The following is a 16498-nucleotide window of genomic DNA, read 5'->3' as shown; positions in this document are numbered from 1 at the left end:
TCGATCGACCGTCTTGGTACGGATGGTCGGGCGAGCCGGGGACGAGGCAAGGGGTCTCGACCGGTCTTTCGGCCTTCTGCGGTGGAAGGGATCTGACGTATGGCCAGCGGAGCCAAGCGCACGGCGCGCTCGGAAATGCGTCAGGTGGCGGCCCTGCCCTGGCGGGTGGAGGAGGGCGAGCGCCGAATCCTCATGATCACGTCGCGCCAGACCGGACGCTGGGTCATACCCAAGGGCGGCCGTATGGCCGGCAAGACCGACGCCCAGGCGGCGGTGCAGGAGGCTCTGGAGGAGGCGGGCGTCAAGGGGGCCGTCGAAGACGCGCCCATCGGCGTCTTTCGCTACGCCAAGACCCTGAAGGACGGTGGGCAGCGCAAATGCGTGGTCTCCGTCTATCCGCTGCAGGTGCTGATCCAGCTCGGAGCCTGGCCTGAGGACCATCAGCGCCAGCGGCGATGGATGACGCCGCAAGCCGCGGCGGCGGCGGTCAACGAACCGGATCTGGCGGCCTTGATCCTCGAATTCGCCGCAACCCTGCCGACGGACGAACAGCCGGCTTGATTTCGCCGGGCCGCGCCTGTATTAGCGCGCCTTCCCGTCACAGGTTCACGCCTTTGACGGTCCTGTCCGAGAACTTCGGGGCGTGGGGGTCACCCAGGCCGTAACTGTCAGAGAGCCCTCTGGCGCCGTGGGGAGATGGGGACGCGACCTTGCCGATGTCAGCCCGCATTCCGGGACGGACGCAGTCAGACGCATCCTTCGGACAATAAGACCGGCCTCAACGCTTCGCAGCGATGCGCGGCGCTTTGGCCAATCCGTCGTCGGGAATAAGCCCGGCGGCGAATACCAAGACTGGAGACCGCAATGGACCGCGCACAAAAGGCCGAGTCGATCGAGACGCTCAAGGGCGTGTTCGCCGACGCCGGCTCCGTGGTCGTGACCCACAACCTGGGTCTGACCGTTGCGGAAATGGAAGATCTGCGCGGCCGTCTTCGCAAAGAAGGCGGCGCGTTCAAGGTGGTCAAGAACCGCCTGGCGCTGAAGGCGCTCGAAGCCGAAGAAGGCAGCGACTACCACGGCCTGTTCAAGGGCCCCGTGGGCATCGCCTATGCCGAGAACCCGGGCACGGCCGCCAAGGTCGCCACCGAGTTCGCCAAGGCCAATGATCGTTTCAAGATCATCGGCGGCTTCATGGGCGAAACCGTCGTCGATCAGAAGGGTGTCGAGGCTCTCTCGAAACTCCCGACGCTCGACGAAGTCCGCGCTCAGCTCATCGGCCTGCTCAATGCGCCCGCGACCAAGGTCGCCGGCGTGCTGCAAGCGCCCGCCGGTCAGCTGGCTCGCGTGTTCAACGCCTACGCCACCAAGGAAGCCGCGTAAGCGGCGGACCCTTTCATCTCTGCATCATTCTCTGAAACCAATCCTCCGAAGGAAAACTGACAATGGCCGACCTCGCCAAGATCGTCGAAGACCTGTCCGCGCTTACCGTTCTGGAAGCCGCTGAACTCTCCAAGCTGCTGGAAGAAAAGTGGGGCGTTTCCGCCGCCGCTCCGGTCGCCATGGCCATGCCGGCCGGCGGCGGCGCCGCTGCTCCGGCTGAAGCCGCTGAAGAGCAAACCGAGTTCACCGTCGTCCTGGTTGACGGCGGCGACAAGAAGATCAACGTCATCAAGGAAGTCCGCGGCGTCCGTTCGGACCTGGGTCTGAAGGAAGCCAAGGACCTGGTCGAAGGCGCTCCGCAGAACGTCGTCGAAAACGTCTCCAAGCAACAAGCCGACGAGATCGCCAAGAAGCTGACGGAAGCCGGCGCCAAGGTCCAGATCAAGTAATCTGGGTCTCAGCTCCGCTGAAGATCGGAAAGGCCCGGCGGGAAACCGCCGGGCTTTTTTGTTGGCCTACCGCGCTTCGCGCTGCTTGAGGCCCGTGAGCGCTATGGCTGGGGCCTAGTCCGTATCAGTTCTGCGGGCGTGTCCGCGCGGCGAAGAAGGCCCACATGGCGTCGTTGTCGGCGACCCAGCTGTGGCCCCCGCCGGCGGTGATGCGGCCGACGACGTCGGCGCCGTCTCGGCAGGCGGCATAGCCTTCTTCATAGACCTGGGCCGTGACCCAGACGGTGGGACGCGGGGCCGCGCAGCCGTTCAACTGGGCCCAGCGCTGTTCGGCCGCATGCATGGTGTAGCTCCAATATGGGGCGCCGCCGCCCTGGATCGGATTGGTGGTGTCGGCGTCGCCGGCGAAGGCCATCACCGGCATGGGGCGCGACGGCCGGCAGGTGGCGGGATCAGGGCGCTGAGGATCACGCCGATCGGGCCGTCCGGCGCGCAGCCCGACCACGGGAGCGATGGCGGCGAACCGGTCCGCGGCCGCGCAGCCCAGCCAGGAGGTCATCCGGCCGCCGCCCGACAGGCCGGTCGCATAGACCCTGGACGGGTCAATACAGCCCTGATCGGCCAGGGCGTCGATGGTCTCGGTCATGAAGGCGACATCGTCGGCGTCGTTCGGGCCGGGAATCGTCCCCGCTATGGTGGGCACGCCCGGCACGTTCCAGACGAAGCCGCGCTCCACCGGAATGCCGCCGTCGGGCGCAATGACGATGAAGCCGTGCCGATCCGCCGTCTCGGCCAAACCCGAGGACGCCAGAATTTCGGCGCCCGTGCCGCCGCTGCCGTGCAGCAGAAAGACCAGGGGAGCGGGGCGGTTCGGGTCAAATCCGCGCGGCGTATGAAGCTGAACCGTCCGACCGTTCGGACCCAGGGCCAGGGCGCGGGTCGTTCCGGCCGGCGCCAGGCCGCAATCGGCCCGAGCGGCTGAAGCCGACGCCAATACACCCATCACAAGAGGCAGGGCCAGGGCCGCGATCCACGCTCTCATCCGTCCGTCTCCATTGGGGGCAGGGAAGGGGGCAGGCTTGCCCCAGGCCGACAGGCGTCGCAAGCGCGGCCTTGGCGGATCGGTTCGGCTTCCCATCTGTTACGCCTGAAAAGGAGCCCCCGAAATGAAGATCCTGATGGTGCTGACCTCGCACGACCAGCTCGGCGACACCGGCAAGAAGACCGGTTTCTGGCTGGAGGAACTGGCCGCCCCCTATTATGCGCTCAAGGACGCCGGGGCCGAGATCGTCCTGGCCTCGCCCAAGGGCGGTCAGCCGCCGCTGGACCCCAAGAGCGACGATCCCGACGCACAGACCGAGGACACGCGCCGCTTCAAGGCCGATGCCGAGGCCCAGGCCGCCCTGGGCTCGACCGTCGAACTGTCGTCGGTCAAGGCCGAGGATTTCGACGCCGTCTTCTATCCGGGCGGCCACGGACCGCTGTGGGACCTCGCCAACGATCCGGCCTCAATCGCCCTGATCGAAGCCTTCGCCAAGGCGGACAAGCCGACGGGCTTGGTCTGCCACGCGCCGGGCGTTCTGAAGTCGGTCAACGGTCCGGACGGACAGCCCTTGGTCAACGGCCGCAAGGTCACGGGCTTCACCAATACCGAGGAGGAGGCCGTCGGCCTGACCGCCGTGGTGCCCTTCCTGGTCGAGAACGTGCTGAGCGCAAACGGCGGCGACTATTCGCGCGGCCCCGACTGGGGCTCCCATGTCGTCGTGGACGGCAAACTGGTTACCGGTCAGAATCCCGCCTCCTCGCGCGACGCGGCGGAGGCCCTGCTGCAACTGCTGAAGTCCTGAGACCGAGCGCCGTCAAAGCCCGTCCAGGGCGGCGGCCATGCGCGGCTTGAAATCGGCCTGTTGCGGCACGTCGCCATGGTCAGCCTGAGGGAAGACCAAATGTTCGACCCTCAGACCCTCGGTCCTCAGTTCGCGCGCCAGACGGCGGCTGAGCGCCGGGGGCAGGGTCTTGTCGCGGCCGGCCTCCAGCACCACCACCTTGCCGGAATAGGTTTTGAGCGCCGCCGGCACGTCGATAGCATCCTGGTTCGGGGCGATGTTCACCCGGACGAAGGGGCGGGCCCAGCCGACCATCGTGTCCACCGCCGCACGCGTGCTGGGGGTGGTGGTTTCCAGAACCAGGGCGTCAGCGCGCATATGGGTTGCGGCCTGGGCGCAGACGGGTCCGCCCAGGGAATGGCCCCAGGCGATCAGCTGGCGGCCTTCGGCCTCTGCCTGGGCGCGCGCCGCGTCCGCGACTGCGACGCCGGCGGCGAGAAAGTTGGCGTAGTCCGCCTGGCCCGCCGTATCGCCATAGCCCGGATAGTCGAACATCAATACGTCGCCGAACGGCGCCAGTCCATTGGCGACCGTCCCGGCGCCGCTGCTGCGCCGAAACAGGTTGCCGCCGCAGTAGAGGATCAAAGGCGCGTCGCGGCGGCCGGTCCTGATCCGCGTGGCCCCAATGTCGCCGCCCGCATAGCTCAGTCGGACGACTTCGGCGGGTAAGACCATGGGGGCGTCGGTCGGCAGGTCGATCTTTTCGGCCGCCACGCGCGCGTCCGGATAGAAGAAGGCGTCCTCCGGCACGTCCAGCGACAGGCAGCCGCCCAGCAGCAGGGCGCACAAGGCCGAGGCGACAGCGCATTGACGAGCGTGGTTCTGCATCTGAGCGGTTCCCCCTGACGCCATCTCTTCGGCGCGACCCGCCCGTCCGTCAATCCGCCTTAAATGCCTTGGCGAATGGGCGCGAAAATATGGGGCAGGGGCCTTTATTTCGCCGCGGAAGCGAGTATATGTCCGCATTCCGCAACACTCTTAAAGAGTCTGCGCGCAAGCGCCGAGGCCCGGTCCGTCGCCCTCCGACCGGAGCGAAGGCGCGGCTCCTTCCCCAGGGAGCCGGTACATTTCAGGCGTCCTGGCCCGGCAGCGGGTCGAGGGTGGACGCCGAAAACCTGGCTGCGGACGCTGAAAACGCGCGCCGTGGCTGCTGCATTTCGCGCGCGACTTCCCCGGGTCGTGCGTCATGGGAAACACTGAATGACTGACGTCGCCCACGATCTCGCCATCAACGGTCAGATCGCTTCCGCCACTTCGTTCACCGGCAAGAAGCGCATCCGCAAATCCTTCGGACGTATTCCCGAAGCGGTGCAGATGCCGAACCTGATCGAGGTCCAGCGCGCCTCCTACGAACAGTTCCTGCAACGCGAGGTCCGTCCGGGCCAGCGCAAGGAGCAGGGCATCGAGGCAGTCTTCAAGTCGGTGTTCCCGATCAAGGACTTCAACGAACGCGCCATCTTGGAATACGTCTCCTACGAGTTCGAAGATCCGAAGTACGACGTCGAGGAGTGCATTCAGCGCGACATGACCTATGCCGCGCCGCTGAAGGTCAAGCTGCGCCTGATCGTCTTTGAGACCGACGAGGAAACGGGAGCCCGTTCGGTCAAGGACATCAAGGAGCAGGACGTCTACATGGGCGACATCCCGCTCATGACGGACAAGGGCACCTTCATCGTCAACGGCACCGAGCGCGTGATCGTCTCGCAGATGCACCGTTCGCCGGGCGTCTTCTTCGACCACGACAAGGGCAAGACGCACAGCTCGGGCAAGCTGCTGTTCGCCGCGCGCGTCATCCCCTACCGCGGCTCCTGGCTGGACTTCGAGTTCGACGCCAAGGACGTGGTCTATGTCCGCATCGACCGCCGCCGCAAGCTGCCGGCCACGACCTTCCTGATGGGTCTGGGCATGGACGGCGAAGAGATCCTGAAGACCTTCTACGAGACCGTGCCTTACGAGAAGCGCGGCGAGGGCTGGGTCACCCCGTACAAGGCCGAGCGCTGGCGCGGCGTGAAGCCGGAGTTCGACCTGATCGACGCCGACACTGGCGAAGTGGTCGCCCAGGCCGGCCAGAAGATCAGCGCCCGCGCCGCCAAGAAGCTGGGTGAAACGGTCAAGTCGCTGTCGCTGGCGGCCGACGCCCTGGTGACCAAGTATCTGGCGAACGACGCCGTCAACTTCGAGACCGGCGAAATCTTCGCCGAGGCCGGGGACGAGCTGGACGCCGCCACCATCGCGGTGCTGGAAGAGAACGGCTTCACCACCATCGAGGTGCTGGACATCGACCACGTCACGGTCGGCGCCTACATGCGCAACACCCTGCGCATCGACAAGAACGACAACCGCGAAGACGCCCTGTTCGACGTCTATCGCGTGATGCGTCCGGGCGAGCCGCCCACCCCGGAAGCCGCCGAAGCCATGTTCAACTCGCTGTTCTTCGACAGCGAGCGCTACGACCTGTCGGCCGTGGGCCGGGTCAAGATGAACATGCGTCTGGAGACCCCCGAGGTCTCGGACGAGATCCGCGTCCTGCGCAAGGAGGACGTGCTGAAGGTGTTGCAGATCCTGGTCGGGCTGAAGGACGGCCGCGGCGAGATCGACGACATCGACAACCTGGGCAACCGCCGGGTCCGTTCGGTCGGCGAACTGCTGGAGAACCAGTACCGCGTCGGCCTGCTGCGGATGGAGCGCGCCATCAAGGAGCGCATGTCCTCGGTCGATATCGACACGGTCATGCCGCACGACCTGATCAACGCCAAGCCGGCCGCTGCGGCGGTTCGCGAATTCTTCGGCTCGTCGCAGCTGTCGCAGTTCATGGACCAGACGAACCCGCTGTCGGAAATCACCCACAAGCGTCGTTTGTCGGCGCTTGGCCCGGGCGGTCTGACGCGTGAGCGCGCGGGCTTCGAAGTCCGCGACGTCCACCCGACCCACTATGGCCGCATCTGCCCGATCGAAACGCCGGAAGGCCCGAACATCGGCCTGATCAACTCCCTGGCCACCCACGCCCGCGTCAACAAGTACGGCTTCATCGAGAGCCCGTACCGCCGCGTGAAGGACGGCAAGGCCCAGGGCGAGGTGGTCTACATCTCCGCCATGGAGGAGTCGAAGTACACGATCGCCCAGGCGAACATCGAACTGAAGGACGGGGTGATCGTCGAGGACCTGGTCCCCGGCCGGATCAACGGTGAATCCCAGCTCCTGAACAAGGACGCCGTGGACATGATGGACGTGTCGCCGAAACAGGTCGTTTCGGTCGCCGCCGCCCTGATCCCCTTCCTCGAAAACGACGACGCCAACCGCGCACTGATGGGCGCGAACATGCAACGTCAGGCCGTGCCGCTGGTGCAGTCGGACGCGCCCCTGGTCGGCACCGGCATGGAAGCGGTCGTGGCCGTGGACTCCGGCGCCGTGGTGGTGGCCCGTCGTGACGGCGTCGTCGAACAGATCGACGGCACCCGGATCGTCGTGCGCGCCACCGGCGAGGTGGACGCCGCCCGCTCGGGCGTCGACATCTATCGCCTGTCGAAGTTCCAGCGTTCGAACCAGTCGACCTGCATCAACCAGCGCCCGATCGTGCGCGTGGGCGATGCGGTGAAGGCCGGCGACGTGATCGCCGACGGCCCGTCGACGGACCTGGGCGAACTGGCCCTGGGCCGCAACGCCCTGGTCGCCTTCATGCCCTGGAACGGCTACAACTTCGAAGACTCCATCCTGATCTCCGAGCGCATCGTGCGCGACGACGTCTTCACCTCCATCCACCTCGAGGAGTTCGAGGTGATGGCGCGCGATACGAAGCTCGGGCCGGAGGAAATCACCCGCGACATCCCCAACGTCGGCGAGGAAGCCCTGCGCAACCTCGACGAGGCGGGCATCGTGGCCATCGGCGCCGAGGTCCAGCCGGGCGACATCCTGGTCGGCAAGGTGACGCCGAAGGGGGAGTCGCCCATGACCCCGGAAGAGAAGCTGCTGCGCGCCATCTTCGGCGAGAAGGCTTCCGACGTGCGCGACACCTCCCTGCGCCTGCCGCCCGGCGTCGCCGGCACGATCGTCGACGTCCGCGTCTTCAACCGTCACGGCGTGGACAAGGACGAACGCGCCCTGGCCATCGAACGCGCCGAGATCGAACGCCTGGGCAAGGACCGCGACGACGAGCTCAAGATTCTGGAGCGTAACGTCTACGGCCGTCTGAAGCCGCTGCTGCTGGGCAAGACCGCCGTGTCGGGTCCGAAGGGCATCGGTCGCGGCGAGCTGACCGAAGAGAAGCTGGCCGAGGTCAGCCGCGGCCTGTGGTGGCAGATCGCCCTGGACGACGAAAAGGCCATGGGCGAGCTGGAGGCGATGAAGCGCCAGTTCGAGGACGCGCGTAAGCAACTGGACCGTCGTTTCGAAGACAAGGTCGAGAAGCTGCAACGCGGCGACGAACTGCCCCCCGGCGTGATGAAGATGGTCAAGGTCTTCGTGGCCGTGAAGCGCAAGCTTCAGCCCGGCGACAAGATGGCCGGCCGTCACGGCAACAAGGGCGTCATCTCCAAGATCCTGCCGATCGAGGACATGCCGCACCTGGAGGACGGCACCCACGTGGACGTGGTTCTGAACCCGCTGGGCGTGCCGTCGCGCATGAACATCGGCCAGATCTTCGAGACCCACCTGGGTTGGGCCGCCGCCGGCCTGGGCAAGCAGATCTCCGGTCTGCTGGAAGCCTGGCAGCAGGGTGGACAGAAGCAGGCTCTGATCGATCGTCTGACCGAAATCTACGGCCCGGAAACCCCGCTGCCGGAAGACGAGGAAGAGCTGATCGAACTGGCGAAGAACCTGTCCAAGGGCGTGCCCTTCGCGACTCCGGTCTTCGACGGCGCGCACATCGGCGACATCGAGCGTCTGCTGGAAGAGGCCGGCCTGCACAAGTCGGCCCAGTCGATCCTGTACGACGGTCAGACCGGCGAGCAGTTCAAGCGTCCGGTCACGGTCGGCTACATCTACATGCTGAAGCTGCACCACCTGGTCGACGACAAGATCCACGCCCGCTCGATCGGCCCGTACTCGCTGGTCACCCAGCAGCCGCTGGGCGGCAAGGCGCAGTTCGGCGGTCAGCGCTTCGGGGAAATGGAGGTCTGGGCTCTGGAAGCCTACGGCGCCGCCTACACCCTGCAGGAGATGCTGACGGTGAAGTCCGACGACGTGGCCGGCCGGACCAAGGTCTACGAGGCCATCGTCCGCGGCGACGACAGCTTCGAGGCCGGCATTCCCGAGAGCTTCAACGTGCTCATCAAGGAAATGCGTTCGCTGGGCCTGAACGTGGAGCTGGAGAACAGCTGAGGCGCGTAGCGCCTCAGAGTGGCGAGTAATGAGTGGCGAGTGGCGAGTGAAGAAATTCAGCGCCGTGATCCCCCTTCTTCCTCGCCACTCACCACTCGCCACTCGCCACTAAGTTTTTCGCGGTCTCCGACCGCAGCAAGGAACCCAAGATGAACCAGGAAGTCCTGAACATCTTCAACCCGGTCCCGGTCACCCCGACCTTCGACCAGATCAAGATCGCCCTGGCCTCGCCGGAGAAGATCCGGTCGTGGTCGTTCGGCGAGATCAAGAAGCCGGAAACCATCAACTACCGCACGTTCAAGCCCGAGCGTGACGGCCTGTTCTGCGCCCGTATCTTTGGCCCGACCAAGGACTACGAATGCCTGTGCGGCAAGTACAAGCGCATGAAGTACAAGGGCATCATCTGCGAGAAGTGCGGCGTCGAGGTCACCCTGGCCCGCGTCCGTCGCGAGCGGATGGGCCACATCGACCTGGCCGCCCCGGTCGCCCACATCTGGTTCCTGAAGTCGCTGCCCAGCCGCATCTCGCTGATGCTGGACATGGCGCTGAAGGACGTCGAGCGCGTCCTGTATTTCGAGAACTACATCGTCACCGAGCCGGGCCTGACCCCGCTGAAGCAGAACCAGCTGCTGACGGAAGACGAGTTCTATCGCTATCAGGAAGAGTACGGCGACGACGGCTTCACCGCCGAGATCGGCGCCGAGGCCGTCCGCAACCTGCTGATGGGCATCGACCTGAACGCGGAAGCTGAAAAGCACCGCGCCGAACTGGCCGACAATCCGTCGGAGATGAAGGCCAAGAAGGCGTCCAAGCGCCTGAAGCTGATCGAAGCCTTCCTGGAATCGGGCAACAAGCCCGAGTGGATGATCCTCACCATCGTGCCGGTCATCCCGCCGGAACTGCGCCCTCTGGTGCCGCTGGACGGCGGTCGTTTCGCGACCTCCGACCTGAACGACCTGTATCGCCGGGTCATCAACCGGAACAACCGTCTGAAGCGCCTGATGGAGCTGCGGGCGCCGGACATCATCATCCGTAACGAAAAGCGGATGCTACAGGAATCGGTCGACGCCCTGTTCGACAACGGCCGTCGCGGCCGCGTGATCACCGGCGCCAACAAACGCCCCCTCAAGTCGCTGGCCGACATGCTGAAGGGCAAGCAGGGTCGCTTCCGTCAGAACCTGCTGGGCAAGCGCGTCGACTATTCGGGCCGTTCGGTCATCACCGTGGGTCCGGAGCTGAAGCTGCACGAGTGCGGTCTGCCCAAGAAGATGGCGCTGGAGCTGTTCAAGCCCTTCATCTACGCGCGTCTGGACGCCAAGGGCCTGTCGGGCACCGTCAAACAGTCCAAGCGCATGGTCGAGCGCGAGCAACCCGCCGTCTGGGACATCCTGGACGAGGTGATCCGCGAGCACCCGGTTCTGCTGAACCGCGCGCCGACGCTGCACCGTCTGGGCATCCAGGCGTTCGAGCCCAAGCTGATTGAGGGCAAGGCCATCCGCCTGCACCCCCTGGTCTGCACCGCCTTCAACGCCGACTTCGACGGCGACCAGATGGCCGTTCACGTCCCGCTGAGCCTTGAGGCCCAGTTGGAAGCGCGCGTCCTGATGATGTCGACCAACAACATCCTGTCGCCCGCCAACGGCAAGCCGATCATCGTGCCGTCGCAGGACATCGTCCTGGGCCTGTACTACCTGTCGCTGGTCAAGGACGGCGAGCCGGGTGAAGGCAAGCTGTTCGCCAACATCGGCGAGATCGACGCGGCGCTGGACGCCAAGGTCGTGACCCTGCACAGCCGCATCAAGGCGCGCTGGACCGAGCTGGACGCCGAGGGCAAGGAGGTGACCAAGGTCATCGACACCACGCCGGGCCGGATGAAGCTGGCCGCCCTGCTGCCGCGCAACCCGAACGTCGGCTATCGCCTGCTCGAGAAGAACCTGACCAAGAAGGAGATCGGGAACCTGATCGACGTGGTCTATCGCCACTGCGGTCAGAAGGCGACGGTCATCTTCGCCGACCAGATGATGGGTCTGGGCTTCCGCGAGGCCGCCAAGGCGGGCATCTCCTTCGGCAAGGACGACATCGTCATTCCGGCGAAGAAGGCCGAGCTGGTCGCCGAAACCCGCACCCAGGTCGAGGAGTACGAACAACAGTACGCCGACGGGCTGATCACGCGCGGCGAGAAGTACAACAAGGTCGTCGACGCCTGGGCCAAGGCCACGGACCGGATCGCCGACGCCATGATGGGCGAGATCGCGCAGCCGCGCGTGCTGATCGAGGGCGAAAACCCCGACATCAACTCGGTCTATATGATGGCCAACTCCGGCGCCCGGGGTTCGCAGGCCCAGATGAAGCAGCTGGGCGGCATGCGCGGCCTGATGGCCAAGCCCTCCGGCGAGATCATCGAGACGCCGATCACCTCGAACTTCAAGGAAGGCCTGACCGTCCTTGAATACTTCAACTCGACCCACGGCGCCCGTAAGGGTCTGGCCGACACCGCGCTGAAGACCGCCAACTCGGGTTATCTGACCCGCCGTCTGGTGGACGTGGCGCAGGACTCGATCGTCACCGAACAGGACTGCGGCTCGACCCGCGGCATCACCCTGCGTGCGGTGATGGAGGGCGGCGACGTCCTGGTCTCTCTGGGCGCCCGTATCCTGGGCCGTTATGCGGCCGAGGACATCAAGGAGCCGGGTACGGACACGGTCCTGTTCCCCGCCGACACCTATCTGGTGGAAGAGGTGGTCGAGGCCATCGAAGCCGCCGGCGTCCAGTCGGTGAAGGTGCGTTCGGCCCTGACCTGCGAAGCCGAGGCCGGCATCTGCGCCCACTGCTACGGCCGTGACCTGGCGCGCGGCACCAACGTCAACATCGGCGAAGCGGTCGGCGTCATCGCCGCCCAGTCGATCGGCGAGCCGGGCACCCAGCTGACCATGCGGACCTTCCACATCGGCGGTACGGCCCAGGTGGCGGAAACCTCCTTCATGGAGGCGACCAACGCCGGTACGGCCAAGGTCACCGGCCCGACCGTCGTTGCGGCCCACGGCGACCTGGTGGCCATGAGCCGCAACGTCATCGTGACCGTGGTCGTGGACGGCAAGGACCGCGAGACGCACAAGGCTCCGTACGGCGCCCGCATCCGCGTCAAGGATGGCGATCCGGTCAAGAAGGGCCAACGCTTGGCCGAGTGGGACCCCTACACCACCCCGATCCTGACGGAAGTCGGCGGCGTGGTGCGCTTCGAGGACCTGGTCGAGGGCCTGTCGGTCAAGGAAGAGACCGACGAAGCCACCGGCATCGCCCAGCGCGTCGTCAGCGACTGGCGGGCCAGCCCGCGCGGCTCGGACCTGCGTCCGGCCATGGGGATCACCAGCGGCGACGCCTACGCCAAGCTGTCGTCGGGCTCCGACGCCCGCTATCTCCTGCCCGTCGGCGCGGTTCTGTCCGTGGCGAACGGCGACGAGGTCAAGCCGGGCGAGATCATCGCCCGCGTTCCGACCGAAGGGGCCAAGACCCGCGATATCACCGGCGGTCTGCCGCGCGTCGCCGAACTGTTCGAAGCCCGTCGTCCGAAGGACTGCGCCGTCATCGCCGAGATGGACGGTCGCGTGGAATTCGGTCGCGACTACAAGAACAAGCGCCGCATCAAGATCACGCCGGAGCCCAACGCCGACGGCGTTCAGGGCGAACCCGTCGAGTTCCTGATCCCGAAGGGCAAGCACATCTCCGTCCACGACGGCGATCTGATCCAGAAGGGCGACTACATCATCGACGGCAATCCGGATCCGCACGATCTGCTGCGCATCCAGGGCGTCGAGGCGCTGGCCGAGTATCTGGTGAACGAGGTGCAGGAGGTCTACCGACTGCAGGGCGTGCCGATCAACGACAAGCACATCGAAGTCATCGTGCGTCAGATGCTGCAAAAGGTCGAAGTGATCGACGCCGGTGAAACCACCCTGATCCGCGGCGACACCGTCGAGGTGGCCGAGGCGGCTCTGGAGAACGCCAAGGTCGAGAAGCGCGGCGGTCGTCCGGCCGTCACCCAGCCGGTCCTCTTGGGCATCACCAAGGCGTCGCTGCAGACCCGCAGCTTCATCTCGGCGGCGTCCTTCCAGGAGACCACGCGCGTCCTCACCGAGGCCTCGGTCCACGGCAAGAAGGACATGCTGGAAGGCCTGAAGGAGAACGTCATCGTCGGCCGTCTGATCCCGGCCGGTACGGGCGCCTATCTGCGCTCGCTGCAGAAGATCGCCAACGAGCGCGACGCCGAACTGACCCAGGCGCGCGAAGACGCGATCGAGCCACTGCCGGCCGATCTGCAACTGGAGCTGGAGAGCAGCGAAGGCTGATCTCCGGGTTCGGATGTGATGAACTGAAGAGGGGCGGCGCCGGCGACGGGGCCGCCCTTTTTCCTTCAGTCCTTCCAGGGTTCCATGGGCGCCGACGCCCCGGGCGTGATCGGGGCGCCCGCCGCGCGGTGGCCGTCGCGCCTTGTTTGAACATTGCGGGTCGAATCCGGCGCCAGCGAAGGGTTCAGGTGCGCGCCCGCGCAGCCTGTGCCGAAGTTCGAGCCGACACAGTCCGCCGGGCCGACCACGCCCACCCCGCCGGACAGGGGACGGCGCGTCGCCTCCCACTCCGCCAGACGGCGCGCCCCCTCGCGGGCGAAGCGGGCGTCGCGCTCGGGGTTGCCCGAGCCTGTGATGGGCGCCGCGTTCTCGGCCCTTCGGGCGAACTCATTGCGGCAATGCTGACGCTCCATCTCGTTCAGCAGATCGGGCGAGGCGCAGCCCGGCAGGCCTTGGCGCAGGGTGCGGGCCATGGCCCCGCTGCGGTTTGAAGGATCGACCCGCCAGACGTCGGCCGGCGGCGGCGCGCCCGGCGGCGTCGGGGCGGCGAGGCGGGGACGCAGGGGGGCAGGGCGGGGAACGGCCTGGGCCTCAGCAGCGGGAGCACGAACCGAGGGGGAAGACGAGGCTGTCGGAGCCGCTGCGGGCTCGACGTCCGGCGCGGCTCTGGCGGGGGCGCGAGGGCGTTCGTCGGGCAGCAGGGGGCGAGGCTCGATGTCCAGATAGATCGGCGGCGGCTCGGCGGCGAAGTCTTCCCCGTCGATCCCCAGCGCCGTGAAGGACAGGGCGGCGATCAGGGCGATGTTGATGGCGGCGGCCACCGTCGCCAGACCCGCCTTGCGCCAAGTCTCGTCGCGGATGCGGTTCGCCTGTATCGCCAATGCCTTCATCCACCCTCCCTGGCAGTTAAGCTGTGCGGCGACGATGGCGACATCGGGGCGGATAATCGACACAGTATGAAGATTGTCGCGCAAGTCCGTTTTCTGGTGAGCGAGTAGTTTCTCGCCTGCTAGATAATCTGCGGCCGTCTGATATGACGGCGGTATGGGGAAGAGAGCGCGAACAGATCGAGTAGCGGCCGTCACGGGCTGGTTCGTTCGGCTATGGTCGGGCATTCGTGGCCAAGGCCTCGCTGGTTGGGTGGCCAGCCTCTTGACGGCATTAATTGTTGGAGCCGTGGCTTGGGCGCGCGACCATCTGCCGCTGTCTGTCGTTATGCTTATGGTGGTTGGTGCGCTCGCGCTTACTTCGTTTGCCTATCTGAGATTCATGGAGGCGCAGGCGATCCGCGGGTTTGATCCAAAGAACTTACGCGAATTGGGACGCGATTTGATCGACTTTAGCCGTCGAGCAAACGCAACACTTTCCGATTATGAGACGCGAAATCCGCAACCCAGTAGGCTGCCTAATTTCGACCCTCATGCTAGTTGGCAAATGGATCGAGACCGGGAGGCTGCTCGAGCCGGTGATTTCCTTAGGCGGCACGGAGCGGAGGCGGTCGGGCGGCTTGCTACACTGCATAAAATTGGCATCGATACGCCTTTCCATGTGACTGCAGGGGCGGGCAGCCGTCCAGACGTTCTCGTGACCTACCTCGGCGCGATAGGTCATTTGCTGAGCGAGGGGCAGCTTGCTGAGGCTAAGTCGTTTGGCGACGATCAAGGGTTCCAGCTCACTACGATGATTAGGTAGCTTGTACCTCTTGTATTTTGATGGCCGTTAAGGACGGATGCGCTTAGCCGTTGGGAGGTCATCCTTGACCTTGCCCCTCATCGCGCGTAGAAGCCGCGCACTTTCGAGGCGTGGCCGGTTCGCCGGTCGCCGAGATCGTGACAATCGAACGGACGGGCTGTGCCCGCCGGAACGCCCAAAGCGCGCGTTCCGGCCCTTTGTGTTTTCGTGTTCCGGTCGGCCGGAGCGGACCGAGGGACTGTTTGGATCACGCCCTCAGTCTCGATGACACCCGGGCGGGGGAATGGTCCCTCGTTCACAAAAGAAGGCGTGGGGCGCCTCGGTCGAAAGACACACGCCCCCCATAGAAGTCGAGACCTGTCTCAATGCCCACGATCAACCAGCTGATCCGCAAGCCGCGCAAGCCCAAGCCCACCCGCAACAAGGTGCCGGCTCTGGAGGGTTCGCCCCAGCGTCGCGGCGTCTGCACCCGCGTCTACACCACGACCCCGAAGAAGCCGAACTCGGCTCTGCGTAAGGTCGCCAAGGTCCGTCTGGCCAAGAACGGCTACGAGGCCGTGTGCTACATCCCCGGCGAAGGCCACAATCTGCAAGAACACTCGGTGGTTCTGATCCGCGGCGGCCGCGTGAAGGACTTGCCCGGCGTTCGCTACCACATCCTGCGCGGCGTGCTCGACACGCAAGGCGTCAAGGACCGCAAGCAGCGCCGTTCGCACTACGGCGCCAAGCGTCCGAAGTAAGCCGTTCGCTTCCGGGCCGTCGCGCCCGGAGGCCTTTTCGAGATCTACCCGGCGTCGGCCGGGCCCCAAGAGGAATAACCCATGTCGCGTCGTCACCGCGCCCAGAAACGTGAAGTCCTGCCGGATCCCAAGTTCGGCGACCTGGTCGTCACCAAGTTCATGAACTACGTCATGTACGAAGGTAAGAAGGCCGTCGCCGAGAACATCGTCTACGGCGCCTTCGACATCCTGGCCGAGAAGAAGAAGGACCAGACCGCGGTCGAGACCTTCCACTCCGCCCTCGACAACGTCGCTCCGGCCGTCGAAGTCCGCTCGCGTCGCGTCGGCGGCGCCACCTATCAGGTGCCGGTCGAGGTTCGTCCCGACCGTCGTCGCGCCCTGGCCATCCGCTGGCTGGTCAACGCCGCCCGCAAGCGCGGCGAGAACACCATGACCGAGAAGCTGGCCGCCGAGCTGCTGGACGCCTCGAACAACCGCGGCACTGCGGTCAAGAAGCGCGAAGACACCCACAAGATGGCCGAGGCGAACCGCGCCTTCAGCCATTACCGCTGGTAAATGTCTTAAAACCGTCTCCCTTTCGAAGGTATGGGGCGGTTCCTATCTAAGACTATCCGGCGCGGGCGGTTTCAGCTAAATCGCCCGCGCCGTCATATCCGACATTTCGAAGGGCGCATCTGCGTCCGAAGCCC

General features: G+C 65.7%; 12 protein-coding genes. 9 read left to right on the top strand and 3 right to left on the bottom strand.

Annotated elements, in window-relative coordinates; all coding sequences use genetic code 11:
• The first annotated feature begins 99 nt into the window (after positions 1–99).
• The 3 genes from ACZ5M6_RS12200 to rplL all read left to right on the top strand — a co-directional run bounded on the left by ACZ5M6_RS12200 (position 100) and on the right by rplL (position 1829).
• Positions 100–561 carry an NUDIX hydrolase gene (locus ACZ5M6_RS12200; protein ID WP_054765991.1) on the top strand — a complete coding sequence of 154 codons (462 nt, stop codon included), beginning with the start codon at positions 100–102 and terminating at the stop codon, positions 559–561.
• A 303-nt stretch (positions 562–864) separates the two neighbouring features.
• Positions 865–1380 carry a 50S ribosomal protein L10 gene (gene rplJ / locus ACZ5M6_RS12195; protein WP_464158752.1) on the top strand — a complete coding sequence of 172 codons (516 nt, stop codon included), beginning with the start codon at positions 865–867 and terminating at the stop codon, positions 1378–1380.
• Positions 1381–1442: 62 nt separating this feature from the next.
• The gene (rplL, locus tag ACZ5M6_RS12190; RefSeq protein ID WP_152950534.1) at positions 1443–1829 is read left to right on the top strand and encodes a 50S ribosomal protein L7/L12; all 387 of its coding nucleotides are present in this window, start codon (positions 1443–1445) and stop codon (positions 1827–1829) included.
• Between the two features lie 124 nt (positions 1830–1953).
• Here rplL and ACZ5M6_RS12185 read toward each other — a convergent pair whose 3' ends face one another.
• Positions 1954–2871, bottom strand: a complete 918-nt coding sequence (locus tag ACZ5M6_RS12185; RefSeq protein WP_082382707.1) for a CE1 family esterase — start codon at positions 2869–2871, stop codon at positions 1954–1956.
• A gap of 124 nt (positions 2872–2995) precedes the next feature.
• Between ACZ5M6_RS12185 and ACZ5M6_RS12180 the strand changes: the two genes are divergently transcribed.
• A complete protein-coding gene (locus tag ACZ5M6_RS12180; protein ID WP_054765988.1) occupies positions 2996–3676 on the top strand; it encodes a type 1 glutamine amidotransferase domain-containing protein in 681 nt (226 codons plus the stop codon).
• Between the two features lie 12 nt (positions 3677–3688).
• Here ACZ5M6_RS12180 and ACZ5M6_RS12175 read toward each other — a convergent pair whose 3' ends face one another.
• Complete coding sequence (locus ACZ5M6_RS12175) at positions 3689–4543, bottom strand: alpha/beta hydrolase family protein (protein WP_464158751.1); 855 nt, start codon at positions 4541–4543, stop codon at positions 3689–3691.
• A 372-nt stretch (positions 4544–4915) separates the two neighbouring features.
• Here ACZ5M6_RS12175 and rpoB point away from each other — a divergent pair, with 372 nt between their 5' ends.
• Together rpoB and rpoC are read left to right on the top strand one after the other, a co-directional pair.
• Positions 4916–9031 carry a DNA-directed RNA polymerase subunit beta gene (gene rpoB, locus ACZ5M6_RS12170; RefSeq protein ID WP_183217176.1) on the top strand — a complete coding sequence of 1372 codons (4116 nt, stop codon included), beginning with the start codon at positions 4916–4918 and terminating at the stop codon, positions 9029–9031.
• Between the two features lie 149 nt (positions 9032–9180).
• Positions 9181–13377, top strand: a complete 4197-nt coding sequence (rpoC, locus tag ACZ5M6_RS12165) for a DNA-directed RNA polymerase subunit beta' (RefSeq protein WP_201462747.1) — start codon at positions 9181–9183, stop codon at positions 13375–13377.
• A gap of 65 nt (positions 13378–13442) precedes the next feature.
• Here the strand turns inward: rpoC and ACZ5M6_RS12160 are convergent, their stop codons facing one another.
• Entirely contained in the window at positions 13443–14267 is an 825-nt protein-coding gene (locus tag ACZ5M6_RS12160) for a hypothetical protein (protein ID WP_464158750.1), read from the bottom strand.
• A 250-nt stretch (positions 14268–14517) separates the two neighbouring features.
• On the opposite strand from ACZ5M6_RS12160, the gene ACZ5M6_RS12155 reads away from it, so the two are divergent.
• The 3 genes from ACZ5M6_RS12155 (at position 14518) to rpsG (ending at position 16364) form a co-directional block, all read left to right on the top strand.
• Positions 14518–15069 carry a hypothetical protein gene (locus tag ACZ5M6_RS12155; RefSeq protein WP_464158749.1) on the top strand — a complete coding sequence of 184 codons (552 nt, stop codon included), beginning with the start codon at positions 14518–14520 and terminating at the stop codon, positions 15067–15069.
• Positions 15070–15434: 365 nt separating this feature from the next.
• A complete protein-coding gene (gene rpsL / locus ACZ5M6_RS12150; protein ID WP_008260482.1) occupies positions 15435–15809 on the top strand; it encodes a 30S ribosomal protein S12 in 375 nt (124 codons plus the stop codon).
• An 81-nt stretch (positions 15810–15890) separates the two neighbouring features.
• Positions 15891–16364, top strand: a complete 474-nt coding sequence (gene rpsG, locus ACZ5M6_RS12145; RefSeq protein ID WP_054765982.1) for a 30S ribosomal protein S7 — start codon at positions 15891–15893, stop codon at positions 16362–16364.
• Positions 16365–16498 lie beyond the last annotated feature (134 nt).

The sequence above is a fragment of the Brevundimonas sp. Br13 genome, assembly GCF_055391505.1.
The sequence above is the reverse complement of the archived record's forward strand: the minus strand, read 5'-3'. Positions and strand labels throughout refer to the sequence as shown.

Coding starts and splice junctions, on each gene's coding strand:
- ACZ5M6_RS12200 (WP_054765991.1), top strand. CDS start 100: ATGGCCAGCGGAGCCAAGCGCACGGCGCGCTCGGAAATGCGTCAGGTG.
- rplJ (WP_464158752.1), top strand. CDS start 865: ATGGACCGCGCACAAAAGGCCGAGTCGATCGAGACGCTCAAGGGCGTG.
- rplL (WP_152950534.1), top strand. CDS start 1,443: ATGGCCGACCTCGCCAAGATCGTCGAAGACCTGTCCGCGCTTACCGTT.
- ACZ5M6_RS12185 (WP_082382707.1), bottom strand. CDS start 2,871: ATGAGAGCGTGGATCGCGGCCCTGGCCCTGCCTCTTGTGATGGGTGTA.
- ACZ5M6_RS12180 (WP_054765988.1), top strand. CDS start 2,996: ATGAAGATCCTGATGGTGCTGACCTCGCACGACCAGCTCGGCGACACC.
- ACZ5M6_RS12175 (WP_464158751.1), bottom strand. CDS start 4,543: ATGCAGAACCACGCTCGTCAATGCGCTGTCGCCTCGGCCTTGTGCGCC.
- rpoB (WP_183217176.1), top strand. CDS start 4,916: ATGACTGACGTCGCCCACGATCTCGCCATCAACGGTCAGATCGCTTCC.
- rpoC (WP_201462747.1), top strand. CDS start 9,181: ATGAACCAGGAAGTCCTGAACATCTTCAACCCGGTCCCGGTCACCCCG.
- ACZ5M6_RS12160 (WP_464158750.1), bottom strand. CDS start 14,267: ATGAAGGCATTGGCGATACAGGCGAACCGCATCCGCGACGAGACTTGG.
- rpsL (WP_008260482.1), top strand. CDS start 15,435: ATGCCCACGATCAACCAGCTGATCCGCAAGCCGCGCAAGCCCAAGCCC.
- rpsG (WP_054765982.1), top strand. CDS start 15,891: ATGTCGCGTCGTCACCGCGCCCAGAAACGTGAAGTCCTGCCGGATCCC.